Below are 24,006 nucleotides of genomic sequence, written 5' to 3' on the forward strand. Positions count from 1 at the left end.
AGATGATGAAAAGAATATATGGACTGGCGCTGGCGATGATACTTATCTCATGTGGTGGCTCCCAAAAGGCAACTGAAAATGCTGTAACTACTGCTGCAGCCACAAAGATTATTAAATCACACAACGCTGCTGCGATTAACTTCAATACGTTACAATCGAGGTTGGGCGTGAAATATCAAGATGAAAATCAGTCGCAATCGGTTACTGTGGACTTGCGCATTGAAAAAGGAAAACAGATCTGGATGAGCGCCAGAGTGTTGGGATTCACCGTTGCAAAAGTGTATATCACACCAGACCGTGTACAGTTCTATGAAAAGATACAGAAACGATCCTTTGACGGTGATTTTAAGTTGATTTCAAGATTCCTTGGAGAAGAGTTGAACTACGCACAGCTAGAGAATTTATTGTTGGGTCAAGCGATTGAGCCATTAAATAATCTAGATTATGCCGTTGTGGATAATCAATATCAGTTTAGAAAAGAAGGCGTGATTGCTAGGTTATTTTCATTGCGACCGGCCGACTTCAAAATGGCGCAGCAGTCGATTAGAAAACCATCAGAGAACACGACCCTAGATGTAAAATATTTGACATACCAAACCGTTGATAGTAAGGTGCTTCCAGAGGAAATTACTATCAATGCAAATGCACAGGGAAAATTGGTCCAGGTAGAATTGGATCTCAAAAATGTAGAATTTGATCAGAACTTGAGTTTCCCTTTTGAGATGCCGTCAGGTTACAACCAAATGAAGTTTTAATGAAGTCATTATTATACACGGTATTTTTTCTGGCATGTGTTGCAGTAAACGCACAATCAGAAAAAGCACGATTGGAACAGCAACGCGCTGCCGTTCAAGCAGAGATTAATCAGTTTGATAAATTACTGACTGGTGCTAAAAAAGAGGGTAGATCAGTACTTTCTCAAGTTCAGGCCATCGATGCCAAAATCTCCAAAACTCAGGAGATCATTAATATCACCAACAAGCAGGCAAACTTGATTACTCGCAGCATCGATACCAATGCAGAAGAGATCAAAGTTCTCAACGCAGAAATCAAGGAGCTTAAACAGGACTATGCAGAAATGATCGTCAAGTCCTACAAGGCTAAAAACGATCAAAGCAGATTGATGTTCCTGTTGTCATCAGAAAACTTTCTGCAAGCCTATAAACGTGTACAATATCTAAATGCTTACGCAGATTATCGCAAGAAACAAGCGGACGAGATCACCGTTAAAAGCAACACACTCGCAGACAAAAATGCGGAACTTGAAAAGGAAAAAGCCCAGAAAAAGGAAATACTGGTTGCCAATGAAAAGCTGCGTAATGAACTTAAGGATGATAAATCAGAGCAGGTAGTTCTTCTTGATGAAGTAAAGAAAAACGAAAAGAAATATGCCGCCGAGATTCGCACCAAAGCAAGAGAACGAGACAAGATAGATCGCGAAATACGTAAGATCATTGAGGCTGATATTGCAGCGTCTAATAAAGGAAAAGTAGGAGCTACAAAAGGTAAATTCTTCCTAACTCCAGAAGCCAAGGAACTCGCCAGAAACTTCCAGAACAACCGTGGTAAATTACCATGGCCCGTAGCAGAAGGTGTGATCACGAGACGTTACGGAGTACAGCCGCATCCTGTTTTGAGGAATCTCCCTATACAAAGTAGCGGCTATCGATTCCAGACACCTAATGGCGCCAGAGCCAGAGCCGTGTTTGACGGTGAGGTAGTTCAGATTGTAAAGGCAAACAACGGGATATTGATGGTGCACGTTCGCCATGGTAATTTCACGACCAGCTATGGGAATCTGAAAAATGTAAGTGTTAGAAAAGGTCAAAAGATCAATACTTTGACCCAACTGGGCGAGATTTTCACAGACCGCGACGGCATCACAGAATTACACTTTGCCATTCTGGAAGAAACCAGTACACAAGATCCAGCTCGCTGGTTGTTAAGTAAGTAAAATTCTAACAGTTGTATTTTGGGCGTTCCCAGAATCTTTTGCCATCGCTCAAGATTCTGGTCGGGCTTTATGCTACAATTCCTCGCTTGCTGCGCCGCTGCGGGATTTTCACTTCAATCCCTAACGCTTTATGGCAATCATTGTAGATAAAGTAGGACTTGAGCATAGTAAGATTCTTTAATCAAGTTCAAGTCATCTAACAGGAAAAGATCAGCATTTACCTATATAGAATACGATAAATAATCGTGTGCGTTATTTGCAAAAGTTGATGACAGTGTCTTATTCAAATAGCGCTTTTAATTCCGTAGCGTCTTTTGCTTTCATTTTGCCGGCAAGAACAAGGCTTAATTGTTTGCGGCGCAATGCTGCGTCATAACGTTCTTTTTCCTCTTCGGTTTCTGGGTGAATTGGTGGAATGGTTACGGGTCTACCGGTATCATCCACAGCTACGAAAGAATAAATGGCTTCGTTGGCTTTGGCACGATCACCGCTTTCACGATCCTCGATCCAGACATCCATATAAACTTCCATGGAAGATTTAAAGGCCCTAGACACTTGTGCTTCAATTGTCACTACACTTCCCAGGGGAACGCTGCGGTTAAAGGCAACATGGTTTACAGATGCTGTTACCACAATACGACGACAGTGACGTCTTGCGGCAATACTTGCTGCACGGTCCATACGCGCCAGCAACTCACCACCAAATAGATTTTGTAACGGGTTGGTCTCACTAGGCAATACAAGATCTGTAACCGTGGTAAAAGACTTTCTAGGCGTCAACTGTTCCATGTCAAATTTTTTGCAAAGGTAATCCCAGCAAAGGGATTGCAGGCAAACATTCCCAACCGTAAGCTTTATTTAACTATTTGGAAACCCGTCATGTCTCATTCGTATTTATTCATGACCCCAAAATCAAATGGTGTCCATAGGGCTGCTTTGAGTCCGCTTTCGCGAAAGCAGGAATTCACCCAACTGTTGCACGTATGATGGAATGAATAACTACCACGAGCTTTGTAGAAATCATCTTTTACGGTATAACCCACATCCGGAACGAGTTGCTTGTTACCACTGGCATCTAATCGGAAAGTTTGCTGGATATAATTATTTACTGCCTGTAATTCTTGATCGTTCAGTTGCACTGGAACCCAAGCGCTGTTTTTGCGAGAATATCGGTTAATATGTAATAAAGTAGAGTTTTTCAGAAATGCAGCATTTACTGCTGTTCCCAGTGTCAAATCGCTCCATTGTGGCGTATTGATATAGAAATTCTCCTCGCCCCAACCTATGCCAAAATAGGAATCTGCTGGTGTTTTTTTAAGACCGTTCAATAAGTGATCATCCATCAATTCAAGCGGCATAACAATGTCTAGATGTACACCATTTGTAGAAAGGTAAATAGTATGGGAATCTGTCGCCTGAACAGAATCAGAATTGACGGGAATGGCGGTAAGAACCAGAGAAACAAGCAAGTAAACCACTGGTATCGCGATGAGGAACAGCAATAGCTTGAGCAGCAATTTTAAGAGCTTTTTCATTTATGGTTATTTTCCCAGTTTTCTCTTTGCTGTGAGTAAACGTGAAAGGACTCACTCTTTTCTGCAATAAAAGTTTTTTCTAAAAGCATCTCATTCTTAATCGCCACCTTGATGGAAGGATGATTATCTATATGAATCATTGAGACTACGGAACAGCCAAAATCAAGATCATAGGAATTCTGGAATCCATAGTTTTTCGCCGCCGCTGCCGCTTCTATGGCAAATCCTTTTCCCCAATAATTGGGAAGTAAAGAATACCCAACTTCTAAACGTGTATCGCCATCAATTTCTTGGACTAGCAATCCACACATACCAATAAATCCTCCTGAATCCTTATTTTCCAATACGCACAAACCACCGCGATTTTCTTGGTAACGCGTTAATGTCTTGTCGATCCAGAATTCGCACAAATCTTCCTTAGATTTTGAAGCATCTAAAAACAAATGCGAATAACTAGCCGTTAAATCAAAAAACGGAAGCCAAGCCTTAAAATCAGAATGTTGCAACAACCTAAATCGCAGCCTTTCAGTTTCTAGGTTTTGAATTAAATATTTCATGTTAGCATAAAGAAGTCGTCCAAATCAATGGAGTTCACTAGCCATGAAGATAAGAGGAATTTATTTTTTGAGTGAACCACTCAACAACCATGCACCATCATTTCCTTGCTTGCGTATGCGGTACAACTCATTGATGGCATCATTACGTTCTGCAAAGCTGGCATAAGCAACATTGTGCAAACCATATTTGTTGACGCCTATACGCTCAGCATCATAGCCTAATGCTTTGAGTTGAGTAACTTTTTTATCGGCATTTGCGGGATCTCTAAAAGCACCAGCAACTACATGATAGTTTTTTACAATAGGAGCTACTTCCATAGTAACGCTAGGTAGCGGCGTGGAGATGAAGAAACTCGCTTCTTGAATTTTGGACTTCAATTGCTCGTTTGCCATTTCTTCAACAGCAACGGCATCATTAAATTGTTGCGTTTGATAACTGTACAGTCCCGCATAACTTCCTGCCACTAGAATTGCAACTGCGGCAGCAGCACGTACCCAAGCTGCAGATCTGCTTGCTGGAGTTTCTAATTGTCTAACAGGCTTTTCAACAGGCTCATTAGTTTTGCTAGGTGCAGGTTCCATCTTGGAGATGGAAGCTACCGGTTGAGGCGTTGGTTTTTCTACAGGAACTGCAGTGCGATCAATGGCATAAGTTTCCTGCATGGAAAGGCCAAAGGCTTCTGGCAAATAATTCACCAGATACATAGGCGTGAACGACAAGGCGTTTTCTGCCGTGCGGGTAAATCGACCTACTTTATGAATCGTGATTTCACCTTTTTCATCCATCTCGTGATCCAGAAAACGCACATAATTGCGTATTTCCTGCATCGCATCTTCATACGGTAGTTTTTCTACGGTAGAAATATAGTTGACCAGCAGTCCATCGTTCTGCTTGATCTGCTCGTTGAAGGAAAGCCCCTTTTTAGGAGGATACAACGTGTGCGTACTCTCAAAATATTGAGCAGGAACACGTCGCGAGATAAACGCCCCAAAATTAGGTATCACCACACATTCATGGCGGTACAACAAATCAGATATGTAAGCAGCTACTTGCATATAACAAACATAGAAATTTTGGCAAAACGATCAAGCCAGCTTGTACAATAGTTATTAAGAAATGATGCGGCAGGCACTAGATCATTTGATTTAATGATGGTTAGCTCATTCTACTGACTGAAATTAATCTGTGGATTATAGATAGCACGCTTTCGCGAAAGCGAACTCACAATAATCATTAGAATTGTAAGAAAGTGCCTTAATTTTACCGCCAAACCTGATAGTATGAACCTTAGCATTTTACTTCAAGAGGTGAACGATACGGGTCCCATTTATAGGGAAACGATCATGGAACGGTTTCCCGTTGAGCCGTTCAATACTTGGAGCAATCTTATATTTCTAGCGGTGATTATCTATTTCACGGTCAAGGTCTGGAAATCTGAAAGGAATCATTATTTAATCAAGATCATACTTCCTATTTTTTTAATAGGATATATAGGCGGCACAATTTATCACGCAACGCGCAGTGCAGAAATATGGCTGCTCATGGACTGGGTTCCCATAGTGATTTTGTGTGTTTTATGTGCCTTCTATTTTACATTTAAGGGTACTCGTGGATGGCCAGCAAGGCTGGTTCTATTATCGCTAATCATTGCTCTCAACCTGGTTCCTGAACATTTGCCCATACCTGTGGGTTACAGGTCATCAACCGGTTATATATGTAGCGCTATAGGTATTTTGTTGCCACTGGCCGTTTATGCCTACCGTACCAATTGGAAGCGAGCAAGATATTTGGGATATGCCGTGTTGTCATTTGTAGTAGCCGTTTCTTTTAGAACGCTGGACAAAAAATTTGAAATTGACTTTTTCTGGATGGGAACACACTGGTTGTGGCACTTATTGGGTGGCGTGGCTGTATTCTGGATCATGCAATACATCTATAAAGACATTGAACATCAACAGGAACTTGAAAAGTAGAGAATATCGTAAATTTGCAGGTTCAAATTAAGGAAACGCCATGCTGGAGAGAGTTAAGGAACATATTGCCAAAGTCGATTCATTCACTGCTGATAATGCTGATGCTGTGGAGCAGTTCCGTATTGAGTACTTGGGAACTAAAGGTTTGCTTAAAGAATTTTTTGCGGCGTTTAAAGAAGTTCCTAATGACCAGAAAAAGGAATTTGGTCAAACCATCAATGAGCTAAAGCAAAAAGCAACGGACAAAGTCCAGCAGCTTAAGGAACAACTAGAAAACAAGGAAGAAGAAGGCGGCGTTTTAGGTGATTTGACAAGAACGGGTTATCCTATGGAGATAGGAGCACGTCATCCCATATCACTGGTGAAAAACCAAATCATTGAAGTATTTTCTCGAATAGGTTTCAACGTGAGTGAAGGTCCAGAAATTGAAGATGACTGGCACAATTTCACCGCATTGAATTTACCAGAGCATCATCCTGCTCGTGATATGCAGGATACCTTTTTTATCCAGACTGATCCAGATGTATTGTTGCGCACGCACACATCGAGCGTACAGGTACGTTATATGGAAAATAACCAGCCGCCCATCAGGACCATTTCTCCAGGTCGTGTGTTTAGAAATGAAGCGATTAGCGCAAGAGCCCACTGTATCTTTCATCAGGTAGAAGGATTGTACATCGATAAGGACGTGAGCTTTGCCGATTTGAAACAGACACTTCTTTATTTCACTCAGGAAATGTTCGGGAAGTCCAAGATTCGTTTGCGACCTTCCTATTTTCCATTTACAGAACCCAGTGCAGAGGTCGATATCTATTGGGGCCTTGAAACCGAAACCGATTACCGCATCACAAAAGGTACCGGCTGGCTGGAAATCATGGGTTGTGGTATGGTAGATCCAGCCGTATTGACTAATTGCGGTATTGATCCAGAGGAATACAGCGGTTTTGCCTTTGGGATGGGAATTGAACGCATCGCGATGTTGCTGTATCAGATAGGCGACATTCGCATGTTTTTTGAAAACGATGTTCGCTTCCTTAAGCAATTCTCCAGCGCACTATAATGCCTATTGACAAACTGATTTTTGTTTATAATGCCAACTCTGGCAAGCTCAACGCATGGCTGGATACCGCTCACAAAATAGTGAGTCCTTCCACCTATAAGTGCCGTTTATGTGATTTGACTTTTGATGCTTTTAAGGAGAATGTTGAATGGTCACGCTTTCGCGAAAGCGAACTCATCAAAAGCCACGTAAACGAATTAGAGTTTTTGCATATCGACGAGTTTAACAAGAATTATAATTCCAAATGGCTCCCTAAATATGATTATCCGCTAATTTTGATGGCAAGCGAACATGGTTTAGAGATATTCATGAGCGCGGTTGAGATGAATCAAATTAAAACGACGAGCGCTTTAATAAGCGCCTTAGAATCTAAAATAACAACATCATGAAATACGTCTGGGCATTTGTAATATTTATAGGTTTGATCCTAGCAGGAATCGTCTCTATCATTGGTGAGTTGTTGGAATTTGCCTTTGGTGTGGCACTGACTGGAATTGGTATTATTGCAGCAATTGCGTTGTGGATCTATATAAAAGTGAAGAATTAGATTGAAAAAAGACATCATTATTCCTGTCGTAAAAGACGTCCATCTTGCAGTTGTCAAGGAGTGGAACGCAGACTTCTCATCACACGACTGGATTATTTACCTCATCAACAATTTAAAGGAGCCACTGGAGTCTGTCATGATCATGAGTCGTGGGAAGCATCGTGACGGCCGCAAGACTTCAACATTCCGTCATGCTTTTAAAGTCGTACCAGCTAAAAGCTCCATCAAAGTAGAACTCATCATGGAAAATGTATTTCCCTTTATGAATGAGTTTGTTCTGACTTACTTTCTAGGCTCGACCCTTTACGACAAGACTTTTATGGCACCGCCACATTCCATCGCTGAATCTAACTTGAGAGACTTGCCTGTGATGGACGTTCAAGGTGTGTTGCTGGATTAGCTTTGTTTTCTCAAAGATTCCCAATAAATTCTCTTTCTCGTTAAAATCTGGTTAAAGCAGGTTAGTTCGATGCAGTTCAAGATACTAACAACACAATCAGGACGTATACATGCGTCATAACCCTAAAACAATAACAATGAAAAACAGAAGAATCTTAAGCATTGCGCTTATCGCAGGAGCACTTTTTATTGGTCAAACAACGTTTGCCCAAGAAGATGAAATGATGGAAGAAAAAACAGTAATGGTTGGTGGTGCAGAAATGTATCCTTCAAAGAATATTGTAGAAAATGCAGTTAATTCTAAGGACCACACTACATTAGTAGCTGCAGTAAAGGCAGCAGGCCTTGTACAAACTCTTGCAGGTCCTGGACCGTTCACAGTTTTTGCTCCAACAAATCAAGCTTTTGCTGATTTACCAGAAGGAACGGTAGAAACATTATTGAAGCCAGAAAACAAAAAAACGCTTTCTACCATATTGACTTATCATGTAATTGCTGGAAAAGTGAATGCAGCAGACCTCATTGCCCTAGTAGAAAAAAACAATGGTAGTGCAACAGTGCCTACAGTTGCTGGTGGATCATTGACATTTACCGTAGAAGATGGAGATGTATATATTGAAGATGAAAAAGGTGGAACTGCCATGGTAACAATTGCAGACGTGAACCAATCTAATGGAGTGATCCATGTAGTTGATGCAGTATTGCTACCAGCTAAAAAATAAAAACAAAAGGTAACCCCTAAAAGCCTTATGTTAATCCCGAGATTCTATCATAGAATCTCGGGATTTTTTTATTCCACAAATCGGTTGTCGGTTTCCATCACGGTACCGCAAACATCACAGGTGCGTAACTCTTCACTTTCAAAGAATTCTTTGAACCTTGGCAGGAAATCCTTCTCAATATCATCCAGTTTGAAGTAAGTTTCGTGAAGCTTGTTATTACAATTATCGCAGTACCATAACAGTCCATCCACAGCATCTTTACTCACTCGTTTAAGTTCGATAACCAGTCCTATAGAACCTTCATGACGTACTGGTGAATGTGGGACTTTACCAGGATGCAAGTACATATCACCAGGTCCTAATTGCATCGTACGCTTCTCTCCGTTTTCTTGAACGTGAACCTCAATCGTACCTTCTAGCTGGTAGAATAGTTCCTCAGTTTCGTTATAATGATAATCCTTACGAGCGTTGGGTCCAGCTACAATCATGACGATATAATCACCAGCATCTTTATACAGATTTTTGTTTCCTACGGGTGGTTTTAGGCTTTCGCCGTTTTCTTCTACCCATTTATTAAGGTTGAAAGGAGCTTTTATAGACATAACAATTTTTATTTTAAAGGTAGGAAAAACGATAGAGTTCGTTCTGTTTGAACTCAACGATTGCTGCTATTTATTGTAAATTGTAAACCAAATCAATTCCCATGAAAAACTTATTATTTCTAGTCGCCCTTGTATTCATGATTTCTTGTCAGGATCAAAATTCAGAAGCTCCTGAAGCTGTCGAACCTACCAACACACCAGAGCAAACCAGCGAGTTTGCCATCGTGATTCATGGTGGTGCGGGAACCATACTCAAAGAAAACATGACTCCAGAATTGGAGAAGGAATACAACGCAAAATTGACCGAGGCGATCCAGACGGGCCACGAGATTCTCAAAAATGGTGGTAGCAGCATGGATGCGGTAGAGGCAGCGATACGCGTTATGGAAGATTCACCGCTTTTCAATAGTGGTAAAGGCGCTGTGTTCACTCACGATGGGATCAACTCATTGGACGCAAGTTTTATGGATGGTGCGACGCTCAACGCAGGAGCCGTTGCCGGTGTGACTACCGTAAAAAATCCTATCTCGCTTGCGCGAAAGGTGATGACCGACTCAGAGCACGTTTTATTGAGTGGTGATGGGGCAGACGCTTTCGCGAAAGCGTTACAAGATCCAAACATCGAGATCGTATCCAACAGCTATTTCTATACAGAAAACCGATTCAAAGGTTTGCAACGCGTACTAGAAAAAGAAGCCGAAATGGAAGCCGAAAAGCAAATGACAGAACCAAAAACAACCGCACTGCGCCAGCTAGAGTTGAAAGATCCCTATTTCAATGATTCAAAATACGGTACGGTAGGCTGCGTCGCACTAGACAAAAACGGAAACATCGCCGCAGGAACCAGCACTGGTGGTATGACAAACAAAAAATACGGACGCATAGGTGATGCACCTATTATAGGCAGTGGGACGTATGCAAACAATGCGACTTGTGGTGTAAGCTCGACGGGACACGGTGAGTACTTCATAAGAGCACAAGTAGCTTATGACATAAGCGCACTTATAGAATACAGCGGCCTTACTTTAAAAGAAGCTACCGATAAAGTCATTCAAGATAAACTAGTCAAGCTAGGCGGCACTGGTGGCGTCGTGGCACTAGATCACTACGGTAATGTTTCCATGGATTTCAACACACCAGGAATGTATCGCGCCATGATGAATGACAAAGGAGATTTGATTGTTGGTATGTATAAGGATTGATTTTTAACGACCTGAGATAGAAAAAACATGAGGCTTTATACTCTGTTATTAATCATTATACTGGCAGGTTGCTCAAAGCCTTTGTATGTCAAAGACAAGCACTTTAAACCAGTTAAAAAGGAAAACAAAGTAGATACTGATTTAAAGCAATTGGTTTATAAATCTCTGGAACGAGCTTTTGTAAAAGAAAAGGATATTGCTGGTTATAGATTGATCTGGAAAAAGGATCGAATTTATGTATCGAAGGAATATCAAAATTCAAAAACTGATTTCCAAAATCGTGAAGATTGGAACAATTCCCTTTCTTTTTTAGAAGAGAACCAAGTTCCTAGCTCCATTGGGAAAGTGAAGTTTTCGCTTAAAAGTAGAGAAGAGCTTCAAAAAATATCAGATAAAACGAGAGAAGATTTTTTACATGCATCTTTCAGTCTTATAAGTATTGATGGAGACTTCGCTACCATATCAATTGATAATAGCTGGGTTGTAAGTAAGCATCATAAAAAAATAATGTATTTAAGTGGCGGCGGATATACATGTACTTTCAAAAAAATTGAAGGAGTTTGGGTTTTTCAGCGAATCGAAAAGTCATGGATTTCGTGAATCAATTTTTAATTGAAATTCACAATAACCACATTATTTTAGAATCAAATCAACAAATCAAACTAAATGAAAATTATATCCTACAACGTTAACGGCATACGTGCCGCAATGAAAAAGGACTTTATAGAATGGCTTACCGCTGCAGATCCAGATGTCTTGTGCTTGCAGGAAATTAAAGCCATGGAAGATCAAGTGGACACGCAGGCGTTTACTGATGCTGGATACCAATACCAGTATTATTACAGCGCACAGAAAAAAGGATATTCTGGAACTGCAATCATCTCCAAAACAAAACCTAACCATGTGGAATATGGAACTGGTATAGAAACCATGGATAATGAAGGCCGAAATCTGAGAGCAGATTTTGATGGACTATCCGTTATGAGTATGTATTTGCCTAGCGGCACCAGTGATGCACGACTTGATTTCAAGTTTCAGTACATGGAAGAGTTTTTAGAATACATCACCGAGTTACGAAAAGAAATTCCGGAGCTGCTCGTTTGTGGCGATTACAACATCTGTCATAAAGCTATAGATATTCACGATCCAGTACGCTTAAAAAACACCTCTGGATTTTTACCAGAAGAACGTGAATGGTTTGACCGTCTAGTCGAAAGTGGATTTGTGGATACGTTTAGGTTATTTAGCGATGAGCCTGACCAATACACCTGGTGGAGTTACCGCGGCGGTTCACGTGCCAGGAATAAAGGCTGGAGATTAGATTACCATATGGTGACACCGCAACTGGTCCCTAATGTTAAGCGATCAGTGATTTTAAGCAGTGCCGTTCATAGTGACCACTGTCCAGTTTTGATTGAGGTAGAGTAATTTGAGCCAAAGGCTATTCAACAATATATAAGGGTTTTCAAGCAAGTCCACCTCAAGAATAGGTTTTTTAAAACTAAACGGTTTTCAATCGTAGTGGAATCTACATTTAGCAATTAGGATCTCACTTTCCCTATATTGATAAATGAGCCGATGTTCACTATCGATTCTGCGAGACCAAAATCCAGAATATTTATGTTTTAGAGGTTCTGGTTTACCTATTCCTTCAAATGGATTTCTCGATATATCTTTAAGAAGTTCATTAATCTTTTTGACTTTCTTTTTATCAGTTCTTTGCCAGTATAAATAATCTTCCCAGGATTCATCAACGAAAATATACTTCATTCTAATCTAGAATAAGTTCCTTTTCATTGCCCTTACCTTCTTTTAACTTTTGGATGGCGGCATCAAGTCTCTGCTCATTAGAACGAGAAGTCAATTCATGATTCGTGGCCATAAGTGAATTGTATTCATCCAACGACATAACTACAATTCCAGCTTTTTTCCCTCGATTAATAATTAGAGTTTCAAAGTTCTTAACTACGTTATCCAAATAGGTCTTTATATCCTTTCTAAAGTCTGAAACAGTGGCTGTTTGCATAATACATGTATTTAATATTGTACAAATATACGTACAAAATTGAATTTTACTCTATCAATTTAATTACTGATTTATGAGCAAATCCAGCCAGACTATCAGCGGTTCGCAAATGATACCAATCCTTTGCATTTCCTAAAATCGTCAACCTATCATTTTGAATACTGCGTAAAAGTCCGCCATTAGCATCGGGTTGATTGCGCAAGTTGGCTCCTGATCCAGAACCTATGACTCTTGAATCGATAGGAAGAATTTCAGAATCGGCTGGAATTGGGATTTTCCAGATATATGGTTTTGGATCTACTGCTCCACCAGTTCTATACAATCCGAAATGTAAATGTGGCGGTGTGGTTCTTGCATTGCCAGTATTGCCTACTAAACCTATGGTGTCGCCACGAGAAACGCGCTGGCCTGAGGTTACAAGTTGCGAATCTAGATGTGCATAATAGTGGCTAGAAGCGGTAAGTTCATCGCGCAACCAGATCTGTTTACCGCCTAAACCTCTATCGCGTACAGAGCTGATTCTGCCATCTGCGGCTGCGACCACAGGATGACCACGGTCTGCAAAAATATCGTTTCCTTCATGGGACCTGCGACCACCATCTCTAGCAACTCCCCAAAAAGATTGTATAGCATCATTCCCTTTTCCAGCCAGCGGGAATTCAAGAATGGGTTGCTTGTATATTTTCAGCAAGGTAGTGTCGGTTAGTTCTAGGAACGATTGCACCACTAATCTAATCGTTGACGATTCTCTTTCTCTAATCAAGATGGTCATAAGGGAATCAGTAGCTACAGCAGTCTGTAACAAATCACCATTTAACGAGTAGGCTTCCAAAATCCACGAAGAATTTATGGTGTCTGTTTTGACGGTGGCTAGCAAGCTTTCGCCTTGAGCGATATCAACCATATAACCAGCACTAAAAGGTGATCTAGTTGAGGTTATGATATTCTCGCTAAAGGACTCATTGATATTGACGCTATCCTGTTTTGCAAGCGTGGTCAATTTTTTCCACTGATCTAATTGACCTGGGGTTTTTTCAAGAGAGCGCTCATAGATGCTACGAGCAGATGGCTGAATTATAAAATCAAAATATTCTGGCCTGTAGAAATAGGTGAGTACCGCGGCAACTACAGCAGTAATCACGATTAAGGGAACAATATTTTTTCTAAATACGGACACTAGGGTGTTTCAATGAGCGCCTGTAGGGTAGGTTCTAGGTTTTCGTTCAAGGGGCTCATCGCGTTTTGGTCGATAAGTTTACCTTTCCTGTCATAAATCATAAAACGAGGCAAACCTATAAAATCGTAGGTATCAAAAAAGGTGGCTTCTGGGAAATTACGTGCTATGTAATTATTCTCTAAAACGGTAATGTCAAGGTGTGTCAAAAACGGCCTCATTACTGGTTCAAGGCAAATGTTTAAAATAACAAGATCCTTTCCTTTGAAATCTTTCTCCAGCTTTTCCATAGCTCTCATGGTTTCTTTAAAATTTGTTTCATAGCTGTTCCAGAAATGCACGTAAACGAATTTATCTGGATGCGCTTCGACTAAATCTTCCAAAGAATAGTAAAAGTCATCAGGATCAGTAAGGTGTAGAACTTCATTAGAGGATGTGTCTACATCTGCATATCGCTGTTTTTCCTGTTTCTGATGACATGAAACGGCTAGTAGTGCCAAAAAGCAAAGGGTTATTAAGGAGTATCTCATTTTATGCAAATAAAAATTTTACAAGTTCTTCAATTTTAGAAACGGTCTGGATTTGTGTGCCGCTGTTTTTTAGGGCAGTTTTTGAAGGTGCTACAAATATTTTTTCAAAACCAAGTTTTGACGCCTCGTTAACTCGTTGCTCCAACCTGCTAACGGGTCTTATCTCACCACCTAGACCAACCTCTGCACTAAAGCAATGTTGGGATGAAATTTCAATATCAAAATTGGAGGATAAAACCGCAACGACAACGGCAAGATCAATTGCTGGATCGTCCACATTGATTCCACCTGTAATGTTTAGGAAAACATCCTTTTGGCCCAATTTGAACCCTGCACGCTTTTCCAGCACAGCAAGAATCATATTAAGTCGTTTGAGGTTGTAACCAGTTGCGCTGCGCTGTGGTGTCCCATAAACCGCAGTGCTTACCAGCGCCTGTACTTCAATAATCAACGGCCGCATTCCTTCCATAGTAGCTGCGATTGCGGTACCGCTCAAACTGCTGCCACGTTGTGAAATAAGCAACTCACTGGGATTGCTTACCTCGCGCAAGCCGTGGCCTAACATTTCATAAATACCAATTTCATGTGTAGAACCAAATCGGTTTTTGAGTGCGCGTAGAATTCTGTAGGTGTGGTTACGGTCACCTTCAAATTGTAACACAGTATCGACCATATGTTCCAGAACCTTGGGTCCAGCGATATTTCCATCTTTGGTAATATGTCCTATCAGGATCACTGGCGTGTTAGTTTCCTTGGCAAATTTGATAAGTTCACCAGTACATTCTCGAATCTGTGAGACACTACCAGCAGTACTTTCAATATGATCCGTTTGCAGGGTCTGGATAGAATCAATGATCAGCGCATTCGGTTGATTTTCTGCGACCTGACGGAATATGTTTTGTGTTTTGGTTTCAGTGAGTATGTAGCAATTATCGACGTTTTTCTTGATGCGTTCTGCGCGCATTTTGATCTGCTGGGCGCTTTCTTCACCAGAAACGTAGAGCGTTTTGAAAGGCAGATTGAGACACAACTGTAACAGCAGTGTCGATTTCCCAATTCCAGGTTCACCGCCCAGCAAAGTCACTGATCCAGGCACAAGACCACCACCCAGCACCCGATTGAATTCGGCATTTGTGGTGTCCATTCTGGGACTTTCAGTCGCATCAATTTGTGAGATGCGTAGTGGTTTTTGAGTTCGCTTTCGCGAAAGCGAGTTCTCCTCAACATTTTGCGACCAGTCCTTCTTGGCAGTTTTTTCAACGACTTCTTCCACCAACGTGTTCCATTCTTTGCAGGTGGTACACTGTCCTTGCCAGCGTGAGTGCTGCGCTCCACAGTTTTGACAGAAGAATGTGGTCTTGGTTTTAGCCATGAGAATTTTTTGGAAAGATAAAAATTAAGATGTGGAACCTAGGGTAAAATTACTTGCGCATTGAAAAAAGCAGGAAGCATATAAGCCCAAAAATAATCACCAAAAACGTTTGAGATAACCAGACAATCCACCCAAAAGCAGTACCTACAACTGCGCTGTATCCAAATAGGAGTAACACCTGACTAATTAAATAAGGATATGCACCTAAACCGCCGTTTGTGAATGCCACGGCAAAACTACCAGCCACAAAAGCACAAAGAACCGCACTTATAGGCATGCTGTCTGTATCTGGAATTGCAAAAATGCATACATAAAACATCGCTAAATACATGAACCAGATAAAAAGGGTGTGTGCGAGGTACCACCACTTTTTCTCCATGGTCCAGATCGTCTTGAACCCGTCTTTGATACCTGCTAAAAAGCCTTTTACTTTTTGGAAGAGCTTCAGCTTTTTGAGCAACACAACCCCAATTGATATAATGATAATTAGGATAATGGAGTAGGTGATGATTTTGATAGGATTCGCTTTCGCGAAAGCGGACTCTAAACCATTTTCAAAGAATTTGAGAATCTCGTTGCTCGCCGTGAGCATTGCGGTAGCTGTTATCGCAAGTAGCAAAATGAAATCCAGTACACGCTCTGCAATAATGGTTCCCAGACCTTGATCCACTGGAATATCATCTGTACGATTAACGATGACGGCCCGTGTGACTTCGCCACTGCGCGGTATGATAAGATTCATGGCATAACCTGAACCTATGGCAATAATATTGTTGAGAAAAGTAGGCTTTTTGTCCAGTGCCGCCAGCATATAATTCCACCGCCAGGCTCTGGATAAGTGACTGAGCATCGCAAATAACATTCCTAAAGCTATAAAGCTATAGTCTGCATCGCGCAGGTATACCTTAATTTCTTCTAGCTGCGCTGATGTGAATTGAGAGTAAGATAAGTAGATCAAAAAACCTCCTAAAAGTATAGGAAGAAGGATCTTTAAAATCTTGACGAGCGTTTTTTTCAAGCCCTAGGAAAGTGTGTTGTCCTTCTCGTTAGGAAAAAGAAGGCTAGGCTTAAAATTGCGCGCTTCTTCCATAGTCATCTGGGCGTATGTGATAAGTATAAGAACATCGCCTACTGCAACCAGTCGTGCCGCCGCTCCATTGAGAGTGATTTCTCCACTACCTCGTGGTCCTGGAATAGCATAGGTCTCCAGACGATTACCATTGTTGTTGTTGACGATCTGTACTTTCTCGCCTTCCACAATGTTGGCACCATCCATAAGATCTTCATCAATGGTGATACTACCTATATAATTAAGGTCTGCGCCGGTAACTTTGACACGGTGAATCTTTGATTTTACTACTGTAATTAACATGCGGCAAAGATACGATTTGTAGATATTAAGGAAATACTAATACAACGGAATATTGTCGATGAGACGCACGTCCTGAAGGTGGACGACGATAAATGCTCGATATTTTTTATTGGCTTCTTTATTAGATGCCGGTAGCAATGTTTGTTCTTCTGCAATAGTGAAGTACTCTAATTCGAATTCTGCTATGGCGTTGATCTTTTGTTCTACAAAATCTATAGTCTCTTTGATATCGTGATCTTGAAAATACGCTTTCGATTCTGAAAGAGTCCTATAAATATGAGCAGCTTTCTCAAAACTTTCTGGTGATAAGCGGCCATTTCTAGAGCTCATTGCCAGACCGCTCTTCTCACGATGAATAGGGCACCCCACGATTTCTAGGTCTAATCCAAGAATTTTCACTAGCTCTTTGATAATCTGTAATTGCTGGAAATCTTTTTCTCCAAAGTAAGCACGATCTGGCTTGACAACCTTGAACAAAAACTCTAGAATGGTACCAACTCCATCAAAATGCCCGGGACGCTGTGCTCCTTCCATTACGTTTTCTAGACTACCAAAATCGTATTTGTTTGATGTCGCGTTTTTTCCATAAACATCTTCAACTGCTGGTGCGTAAAGAACAAATTGATCTTTTGAAATGTGAGCAAGGATTTTTTTGTGATCCTGTTCTAAAAGTCGAGGATATTTTTCCAGATCTGCTTTATTGTTGAACTGGGTAGGATTGACAAATATGGAAATTACCAAAAAATCGTTTTCATCTAGAGCCTTACTCATTAAAGCGAGATGGCCATCATGAAGTGCACCCATTGTAGGTACAAAGCCTATGGAGTTATGGGTATATCTTATATCGTCTAAAAAAAGGGATAGCTTTTTATGAGCTGTAAAAACCATTTGAGAATTGGGTAAATAGCCTACAAACATAAGGTTTACAAGTCAATGTGCAAGAAAAGACGTATTTTTGCAATCTGCTAGAAGAAAGGCGACAAAAATCGATTATGAAGGAAAAAAGAGTATTATACGTATCCTCAGAAGTTATTCCCTATTTACCAGAAACCGAAGCATCATCCATGTCTTATTTCGCACCAAAAATGGTGAACGATCGTGGTGGTCAGATCAGAATCTTCATGCCAAGGTTTGGTAATATTAATGAAAGGCGTCATCAACTACACGAGGTGATTCGTTTAAGTGGTATGAATATGGTGATCAACGATCTTGATATGCCACTAATTATAAAGGTAGCTTCCATTCCTAAGGAACGCATGCAAGTTTACTTTATCGATAATGATGAATATTTTAAACGTAAAGCAACCTTAACCGATGAAAACGGAGATCTCTTTGAGGACAATGATGAGAGAGCCATGTTTTTTGCAAAAGGTGTTATTGAAACCGTAAAGAAATTAAACTGGGCTCCAGACATCATCCACGTACATGGATGGCTGGCCAGCTTACTTCCATTATACTTAAGAAATTACTACGGGACAGACCCGCTTTTTGAAGAAAGTAAAATAGTTACTTCTGTTTACAATCAATCCTTTGAAGGAACGTTAAATGAAGAAATGTATGAAAAACTACAGTTCGACGCTCTGGATGACAAGGTGATTAGTTCTTTTAAGGAACCTTCCTATTTAAACCTTATGCGTAGTGCTGTAGTCTACAGTGATGCAATCATCAAGGGAAGTGAAACTCTGGATAAGGATCTTGAAAGTTTTATTGATTCTCAGGAAAAACCTGTTTTGGATTACCAATCACCAGAAGATTTTGCTGATGCCTATGAGGAGTTTTACCTTGATAAAGTCCTTAACGAAAAAGAAGAAGCATAGTAATGAAGAATTTATTGAAGTATGGAACGATGGTTATTGCCATCGTTTTTGTTCTAATTAGTTGTGACACAGATCCAACCGAATTAGGAAGTGGGTTTTTAGGAATTGATATTGATAATACTATAATCGAAGAGGATTTTGAGGTCACCGCATATAGTGCAAGACTAAATCCAGTGCAGACTAATAACTTCGGATCTGTTCAATTTGGAAGGTATCAGGACCCAATATATGGAACCTCTACTCATGATTTCGTTACTCAGTTAAGCCTTAACGGAACCGGAATTGATTTCAGTCAAGATGCCGAATTTGAAAGTGTAATTCTTGAAATACCTTATTTTTCAACTCCAACTGGAGTTGATGGTGAAGTAACAACTTATGAATTGGATTCAATTTACGGCTCTGGGACTGTAGATTTTCAAATATTTGAAAACAATTTTTTCCTCAATAGTTTTGATCCTAACGACGTGGAGCAATCTGCTGCATATTATTCTGATTTAGGCGATCAGGTAGATGATATTAAAGGTGATCCAATAGAGTTTTTGAACGATATTGTAACTGTGCAGAACTTTAGACCAAGCAATCAAGAGATCATCATTCAAGAAACAGAGGATGAAGAAACTACAGTTGTTGAACGATTATCCCCAAGGTTAAGATTGAGTTTAGAGCCAAGTTTTTGGAGAGATTTATTAGTAGATGATTCAGGAGTTCTTAGATTTTCAAGTGACAGTCAGTTTCAAAATGCTTTTAGAGGTCTTTACTTTAAGGTGACTGATGATGATATTGAAGGCAATTTATCATACTTGAATCTTTCTCAGGCTAGAATTGTTATAAGTTATATTTCAAAATTTCAAGACATTAATGATACTAATGGGAATGGTGATACTGAAGAAATACTTAATGTAGATTCAACCTATGAAATTAGTATACGAGGCAATCGAGCGGTATTTGTTAGTCAAGACATTCCAGATGACGTTGAACAAGAAATTGAAAACTCTTATGATCCTGTAAATGGTTCAGATCGGCTGTATTTAAAGGGTGGTCCAGGAGCAGTTTCTTTTATTGATTTGTTCGGCCCTGATTTAGTTGGTGGTGTTAACGGAGGTCCTGATGGAGTGGCAGATCAATTGTCTAGCTTTATGGATTTAGACGTATTAATTAATGAAGCAAGTCTTGATATTTTTGTCGATGATGATGCATTCACTTCTGACATTACATCTGCAGAGCCAGAGAATATAGTATTGTATGATCCCGTTGACCGGACCATAGTTGGTGTTGGAATTTTGCAAAGAGATGACACTACTAATAAAGGTTTGAAGTACAACATCAGTTTGACTCAATATATCACAAGTATTCTCAATGGAACGACTGAAAATAGGAGGTTAAGCCTAAGCATTTCTCAAAACTTAAACTCTTCTGGAGTGTCTAGAGTTAAGGATCAAACACAGCCTCTTCAAATTGAAAATATCCCTACAGGTAGTGCTGTTTCACCTGAAGGAACTGTTCTTTACGGGAATGTCGCTAGAACAAGTGAAGACCCTGAAAAACGCTTGAAATTGAAAATCTTTTATACAGTAGTAAATTAAACGTATATGTGTGGAATTGTAGGATACATAGGTAAGAGAGATGCTTATCCCATTGTTCTCAATGGTTTAAAAAGATTAGAATATCGCGGTTATGATAGTGCCGGTATTGCACTTTATGATGGTGAAGATCTAAAAGTTTGTAAGACTAAAGGAAAAGTAGCAGACCTTCAGGCCAAGATGGAGAAGGATTTTTCGATTACTGGTAATATTGGTATAGGTCACACCAGATGGGCGACGCATGGTGTTCCTAATGATGTGAATTCTCATCCTCACTATTCGAACAACTGCAATCTTGTTATTATACATAACGGAATTATTGAGAACTATGATTCACTTAAACAAGAGCTAACAAAAAGAGGTTACACATTTAAGTCTGATACTGACACAGAGGTTTTAGTAAACCTGATTGAGGATGTTCAAAAACAAGAAAATGTAAAGTTGGGTAAAGCAGTGCAAATTGCGCTCAATCAAACTATCGGTGCTTATGCCATTGCTGTATTTGATAAGAATAAACCAGACGAGATCATAGTTGCCCGTTTGGGTTCACCACTTGCGATAGGAGTTGGGGAAGATGAGTTCTTCATCGCCTCAGATGCTAGTCCGTTTTTAGAGTTCACAAAAAACGCCATTTATTTAGAAGATGGTGAAATGGCTATAGTTCGCACTCATAAAGAGATCAAGGTCAGAAAGATTTTTGATGATTCATTAGTTGATCCTTATGTACAGGAATTGCAAATGAATCTAGAAGAGATTGAAAAAGGTGGCTATGAGCACTTTATGCTGAAGGAAATCTATGAACAACCGCAAGCAATAAAAGACACTTTTAGAGGCCGCATGCTTCCAGATCAAGGCATTATAAAAATGGCTGGTATCGATGAGCACATGAATAAGTTTTTAAGTGCAAAACGTATTATTATTGTCGCATGTGGAACAAGCTGGCATGCCGGTCTAGTCGCAGAATACGTTATTGAAGAACTAGCTAGAATACCAGTGGAGGTTGAATATGCATCAGAGTTTAGATATCGTAATCCTATCATAGATAAGGATGACATTTTAATAGCTATTTCTCAAAGTGGAGAAACGGCAGATACTATGGCCGCCATTAAATTGGCCAAAGAAAGCGGTGCTTTTGTTTTTGGCGTTTGTAATGTTGTGGGAAGTTCTATATCACGAGAGGCTCACGCTGGTGCCTATACACACGCAGGACCAGAAATAGGAGTGGCTTCAACTAAAGCTTTTACGACTCAGATTACGGTTTTAACTCTTATGGCTCTTCAAATGGCCAAAAAGAAAGGTGCTATCTCGCGTAGTAAGTTTCATGAATATTTAGTTGAGCTTGAAAGTATACCTAATAAGGTCAAGAAAGCGCTAGAATCAAATGATCTTATAGAGCAAATTGCTCATGTATATAAGGATGCAAAGAATTGTCTATATCTAGGTCGTGGTTTCAACTTTCCAGTAGCCCTTGAAGGTGCTTTGAAACTTAAAGAAATAAGCTATATCCATGCAGAAGGTTATCCAGCGGCAGAAATGAAGCACGGACCCATTGCACTCATCGATGAGCAAATGCCAGTAGTGGTGATTGCCACTAGAAAAGGACATTACGAGAAAGTGGTGAGTAACATTCAAGAGATCAAATCCCGTGAGGGAAAGATTATAGGAATCGTTACTGAAGGTGATAAAGATGTGCGAGCTCTTGCAGATCATGTAATTGAAGTACCAGATACGCTGGAATGTTTGACCCCTTTATTGACGACCATTCCGTTGCAGTTACTTTCATATCATATTGCTATTGCTTTGGATAGAAATGTAGATCAACCACGTAATCTTGCAAAATCGGTTACTGTAGAGTAATCTAAGATTTTATAAATTATCAAGCCTCATTCCTGTAATGAGGCTTTTGTTTTTTACGCTTTCGCAAAAGCGGAACAGACATCAACATCACATCAATTTTCCAAAGTAGAAAAAAGTAAAAAATCACTTATTTAAATAAATGTGAATGCAGTATCTTTGCGCCACTGAAAAAAGGCTTTGGAAGCCAAGTTTTTAAGTTTTAAAAAAAGGATAGAATGTCTCAAATTACAGGTAAAGTTTCACAAATCATCGGCCCGGTGGTTGACGTCACATTTGATAGCACGCAAGGTGCTCTTCCTAACATTTACGATTCGTTAGAAATTGACTTGAAGGGAAACAAATTGGTTCTTGAAGTGCAATCACACATAGGTGAGAGCACGGTTAGAACAATCTCCATGGATTCTACAGATGGATTGAGTAGAGGTACTGCGGTACTTGCTACAGGAAATCCTATCAAGATGCCTATAGGTGATGATGTATATGGACGTCTTTTTAATGTAATTGGTGACGCGATCGACGGTTTAGGTAATTTGCCTAAAACTGGTGAAGATGGACTTTCCATTCACAGATCTGCGCCGGCATTTGAAGACCTTTCTACTTCAACAGAGGTTCTTTTTACAGGTATCAAGGTAATTGACTTGATCGAGCCTTATGCAAAAGGTGGTAAGATTGGACTTTTTGGTGGTGCTGGAGTTGGTAAAACGGTATTGATTCAAGAATTGATTAATAACATTGCTAAAGGTCACGGTGGACTTTCTGTTTTTGCGGGAGTTGGTGAGCGCACACGTGAAGGGAATGACCTTCTACGTGAGATGTTGGAATCAGGTATTATAAAATACGGAGATGCATTTATGCACTCTATGGAAGAAGGCGGATGGGATTTGAAATCTGTCGATAAAGAAGTAATGAAAGAGTCAAAAGCGACATTCGTTTTTGGACAAATGAATGAGCCACCAGGAGCACGTGCTCGTGTGGCACTTTCTGGATTGACGATTGCAGAATACTTCCGTGATGGTGGTGCTGATGGTCAAGGAAAAGATGTTCTTTTCTTCGTTGACAATATCTTCCGCTTTACACAGGCAGGTTCTGAGGTGTCTGCACTTCTAGGACGTATGCCATCTGCGGTAGGTTATCAACCAACACTCGCAACTGAAATGGGTGCGATGCAAGAGCGCATCACATCTACTAAGAAAGGATCTATTACATCTGTACAAGCGGTTTACGTACCTGCAGATGACTTGACGGATCCTGCACCAGCGACAACATTTGCTCACCTTGATGCAACAACGGTGTTGTCTCGTAAGATAGCAGAACTAGGTATCTACCCAGCGGTAGATCCACTAGATTCCACATCTCGTATTTTGACAGCTGATATTTTAGGTGATGATCACTACAACTGTGCACAACGCGTTAAGGAGTTGTTGCAACGTTATAAGGAATTACAAGATATTATTGCGATTCTAGGTATGGAAGAGCTTTCTGAAGAAGATAAGCAAGCCGTTTACCGTGCTCGTAAGGTTCAACGTTTCCTATCACAACCTTTCCACGTGGCAGAGCAGTTTACAGGTCTTAAAGGAGTTCTTGTAGACATCAAAGACACTATCAAAGGATTCAACATGATCATGGATGGTGAGCTAGATAAACTTCCAGAAAGTGCCTTTAACCTTAAAGGAACTATTGAGGAAGTAATTGAGGCTGGTGAGAAAATGATGGTGGAAGCATAAAT

Annotated in this window: 28 protein-coding genes; 15 read left to right on the forward strand and 13 right to left on the reverse strand. The window is 40.2% G+C overall.

The genetic code is table 11. From position 1 onward, the window contains the following. Positions 1–2: 2 nt before the first annotated feature. Positions 3–755: a DUF4292 domain-containing protein gene (locus BLO34_RS11765; protein WP_197672889.1), complete on the forward strand. Its 753-nt coding sequence runs from the start codon at positions 3–5 to the stop codon at positions 753–755. Beyond that, on the forward strand, positions 755–1,954 hold the full coding sequence (locus tag BLO34_RS11770) for a murein hydrolase activator EnvC family protein (RefSeq protein WP_090755542.1): 1,200 nt from the start codon (positions 755–757) through the stop codon (positions 1,952–1,954). The genes BLO34_RS11765 and BLO34_RS11770 overlap by 1 nt, the downstream gene beginning before the upstream one ends. A gap of 279 nt (positions 1,955–2,233) precedes the next feature. Here the strand turns inward: BLO34_RS11770 and BLO34_RS11775 are convergent, their stop codons facing one another. From BLO34_RS11775 to BLO34_RS11790, 4 genes are all read right to left on the reverse strand, one after another. Next, positions 2,234–2,743, reverse strand: coding sequence for an acyl-CoA thioesterase (locus BLO34_RS11775; RefSeq protein WP_090755544.1), 510 nt, complete (start codon positions 2,741–2,743; stop codon positions 2,234–2,236). Between the two features lie 95 nt (positions 2,744–2,838). Beyond that, positions 2,839–3,489, reverse strand: a complete 651-nt coding sequence (locus BLO34_RS11780) for a DUF2459 domain-containing protein (protein WP_090755546.1) — start codon at positions 3,487–3,489, stop codon at positions 2,839–2,841. Continuing rightward, positions 3,486–4,046, reverse strand: coding sequence for a GNAT family N-acetyltransferase (locus BLO34_RS11785; protein WP_090755547.1), 561 nt, complete (start codon positions 4,044–4,046; stop codon positions 3,486–3,488). Before BLO34_RS11785 ends, BLO34_RS11780 begins: the two co-directional genes overlap by 4 nt. 60 nt (positions 4,047–4,106) lie before the next feature. Next, positions 4,107–5,102, reverse strand: a complete 996-nt coding sequence (locus tag BLO34_RS11790; protein ID WP_090755549.1) for an SPOR domain-containing protein — start codon at positions 5,100–5,102, stop codon at positions 4,107–4,109. A gap of 225 nt (positions 5,103–5,327) precedes the next feature. Here BLO34_RS11790 and BLO34_RS11795 point away from each other — a divergent pair, with 225 nt between their 5' ends. The 6 genes from BLO34_RS11795 (at position 5,328) to BLO34_RS11815 (ending at position 8,748) form a co-directional block, all read left to right on the forward strand. After that, positions 5,328–6,020, forward strand: a complete 693-nt coding sequence (locus tag BLO34_RS11795; RefSeq protein ID WP_090755550.1) for a hypothetical protein — start codon at positions 5,328–5,330, stop codon at positions 6,018–6,020. 40 nt (positions 6,021–6,060) lie between these two features. Further along, on the forward strand, positions 6,061–7,080 hold the full coding sequence (gene pheS / locus BLO34_RS11800) for a phenylalanine--tRNA ligase subunit alpha (RefSeq protein ID WP_090755552.1): 1,020 nt from the start codon (positions 6,061–6,063) through the stop codon (positions 7,078–7,080). Beyond that, a complete protein-coding gene (locus BLO34_RS11805) occupies positions 7,080–7,469 on the forward strand; it encodes a GTPase (protein ID WP_090755553.1) in 390 nt (129 codons plus the stop codon). Before pheS ends, BLO34_RS11805 begins: the two co-directional genes overlap by 1 nt. Next, positions 7,466–7,627 carry a hypothetical protein gene (locus BLO34_RS14585; protein WP_157686803.1) on the forward strand — a complete coding sequence of 54 codons (162 nt, stop codon included), beginning with the start codon at positions 7,466–7,468 and terminating at the stop codon, positions 7,625–7,627. The genes BLO34_RS11805 and BLO34_RS14585 overlap by 4 nt, the downstream gene beginning before the upstream one ends. 1 nt (position 7,628) lies before the next feature. Then, positions 7,629–8,027 (forward strand): hypothetical protein, encoded by a 399-nt coding sequence (locus tag BLO34_RS11810; protein WP_090755555.1) that lies wholly within the window; start codon positions 7,629–7,631, stop codon positions 8,025–8,027. A gap of 136 nt (positions 8,028–8,163) precedes the next feature. Next, on the forward strand, positions 8,164–8,748 hold the full coding sequence (locus BLO34_RS11815) for a fasciclin domain-containing protein (RefSeq protein WP_090755556.1): 585 nt from the start codon (positions 8,164–8,166) through the stop codon (positions 8,746–8,748). A 68-nt stretch (positions 8,749–8,816) separates the two neighbouring features. Here BLO34_RS11815 and BLO34_RS11820 read toward each other — a convergent pair whose 3' ends face one another. Beyond that, complete coding sequence (locus BLO34_RS11820; RefSeq protein WP_090755558.1) at positions 8,817–9,350, reverse strand: 3-hydroxyanthranilate 3,4-dioxygenase; 534 nt, start codon at positions 9,348–9,350, stop codon at positions 8,817–8,819. Between the two features lie 101 nt (positions 9,351–9,451). On the opposite strand from BLO34_RS11820, the gene BLO34_RS11825 reads away from it, so the two are divergent. The 3 genes from BLO34_RS11825 to BLO34_RS11835 all read left to right on the forward strand — a co-directional run bounded on the left by BLO34_RS11825 (position 9,452) and on the right by BLO34_RS11835 (position 11,980). Continuing rightward, a complete protein-coding gene (locus tag BLO34_RS11825; protein WP_090755560.1) occupies positions 9,452–10,552 on the forward strand; it encodes an isoaspartyl peptidase/L-asparaginase family protein in 1,101 nt (366 codons plus the stop codon). Between the two features lie 27 nt (positions 10,553–10,579). After that, positions 10,580–11,152: a hypothetical protein gene (locus tag BLO34_RS11830; RefSeq protein WP_090755561.1), complete on the forward strand. Its 573-nt coding sequence runs from the start codon at positions 10,580–10,582 to the stop codon at positions 11,150–11,152. A gap of 66 nt (positions 11,153–11,218) precedes the next feature. Next, on the forward strand, positions 11,219–11,980 hold the full coding sequence (locus BLO34_RS11835) for an exodeoxyribonuclease III (protein WP_090755563.1): 762 nt from the start codon (positions 11,219–11,221) through the stop codon (positions 11,978–11,980). 84 nt (positions 11,981–12,064) lie between these two features. Here BLO34_RS11835 and BLO34_RS11840 read toward each other — a convergent pair whose 3' ends face one another. The 8 genes from BLO34_RS11840 to panC are packed head-to-tail and all read right to left on the reverse strand — an operon-like array spanning position 12,065 to position 17,944. Then, complete coding sequence (locus BLO34_RS11840) at positions 12,065–12,322, reverse strand: Txe/YoeB family addiction module toxin (protein ID WP_090755564.1); 258 nt, start codon at positions 12,320–12,322, stop codon at positions 12,065–12,067. Position 12,323: 1 nt separating this feature from the next. Next, positions 12,324–12,578, reverse strand: coding sequence for a type II toxin-antitoxin system Phd/YefM family antitoxin (locus BLO34_RS11845; RefSeq protein WP_090755566.1), 255 nt, complete (start codon positions 12,576–12,578; stop codon positions 12,324–12,326). Between the two features lie 46 nt (positions 12,579–12,624). After that, a complete protein-coding gene (locus tag BLO34_RS14800; RefSeq protein ID WP_090755568.1) occupies positions 12,625–13,755 on the reverse strand; it encodes a peptidoglycan DD-metalloendopeptidase family protein in 1,131 nt (376 codons plus the stop codon). Beyond that, positions 13,755–14,252 carry a TlpA family protein disulfide reductase gene (locus tag BLO34_RS11855; RefSeq protein WP_090755569.1) on the reverse strand — a complete coding sequence of 166 codons (498 nt, stop codon included), beginning with the start codon at positions 14,250–14,252 and terminating at the stop codon, positions 13,755–13,757. Before BLO34_RS11855 ends, BLO34_RS14800 begins: the two co-directional genes overlap by 1 nt. Positions 14,253–14,283: 31 nt before the next feature. Then, positions 14,284–15,654: a DNA repair protein RadA gene (gene radA / locus BLO34_RS11860; protein ID WP_090755571.1), complete on the reverse strand. Its 1,371-nt coding sequence runs from the start codon at positions 15,652–15,654 to the stop codon at positions 14,284–14,286. Positions 15,655–15,703: 49 nt separating this feature from the next. Further along, the gene (locus tag BLO34_RS11865; RefSeq protein ID WP_090755572.1) at positions 15,704–16,672 is read right to left on the reverse strand and encodes a YbhN family protein; all 969 of its coding nucleotides are present in this window, start codon (positions 16,670–16,672) and stop codon (positions 15,704–15,706) included. 3 nt (positions 16,673–16,675) lie between these two features. Next, a complete protein-coding gene (panD, locus tag BLO34_RS11870; RefSeq protein ID WP_090755574.1) occupies positions 16,676–17,026 on the reverse strand; it encodes an aspartate 1-decarboxylase in 351 nt (116 codons plus the stop codon). A 36-nt stretch (positions 17,027–17,062) separates the two neighbouring features. After that, a complete protein-coding gene (gene panC / locus BLO34_RS11875) occupies positions 17,063–17,944 on the reverse strand; it encodes a pantoate--beta-alanine ligase (RefSeq protein WP_231959486.1) in 882 nt (293 codons plus the stop codon). Positions 17,945–18,018: 74 nt separating this feature from the next. On the opposite strand from panC, the gene BLO34_RS11880 reads away from it, so the two are divergent. From BLO34_RS11880 to atpD, 4 genes are all read left to right on the forward strand, one after another. Beyond that, positions 18,019–18,843 (forward strand): glycogen/starch synthase, encoded by an 825-nt coding sequence (locus BLO34_RS11880; protein WP_090755575.1) that lies wholly within the window; start codon positions 18,019–18,021, stop codon positions 18,841–18,843. A 2-nt stretch (positions 18,844–18,845) separates the two neighbouring features. Then, positions 18,846–20,426, forward strand: a complete 1,581-nt coding sequence (locus BLO34_RS11885) for a DUF4270 domain-containing protein (protein WP_090755577.1) — start codon at positions 18,846–18,848, stop codon at positions 20,424–20,426. 6 nt (positions 20,427–20,432) lie between these two features. Continuing rightward, positions 20,433–22,280, forward strand: a complete 1,848-nt coding sequence (gene glmS, locus BLO34_RS11890) for a glutamine--fructose-6-phosphate transaminase (isomerizing) (RefSeq protein ID WP_090755579.1) — start codon at positions 20,433–20,435, stop codon at positions 22,278–22,280. 215 nt (positions 22,281–22,495) lie between these two features. Beyond that, positions 22,496–24,004 (forward strand): F0F1 ATP synthase subunit beta, encoded by a 1,509-nt coding sequence (gene atpD / locus BLO34_RS11895; RefSeq protein WP_090755580.1) that lies wholly within the window; start codon positions 22,496–22,498, stop codon positions 24,002–24,004. The last annotated feature ends 2 nt before the right edge of the window (positions 24,005–24,006 follow it).

The sequence above is a fragment of the Nonlabens sp. Hel1_33_55 genome (genome assembly GCF_900101765.1).
In the GTDB taxonomy this organism is placed as follows: Bacteria; Bacteroidota; Bacteroidia; order Flavobacteriales; family Flavobacteriaceae; genus Nonlabens.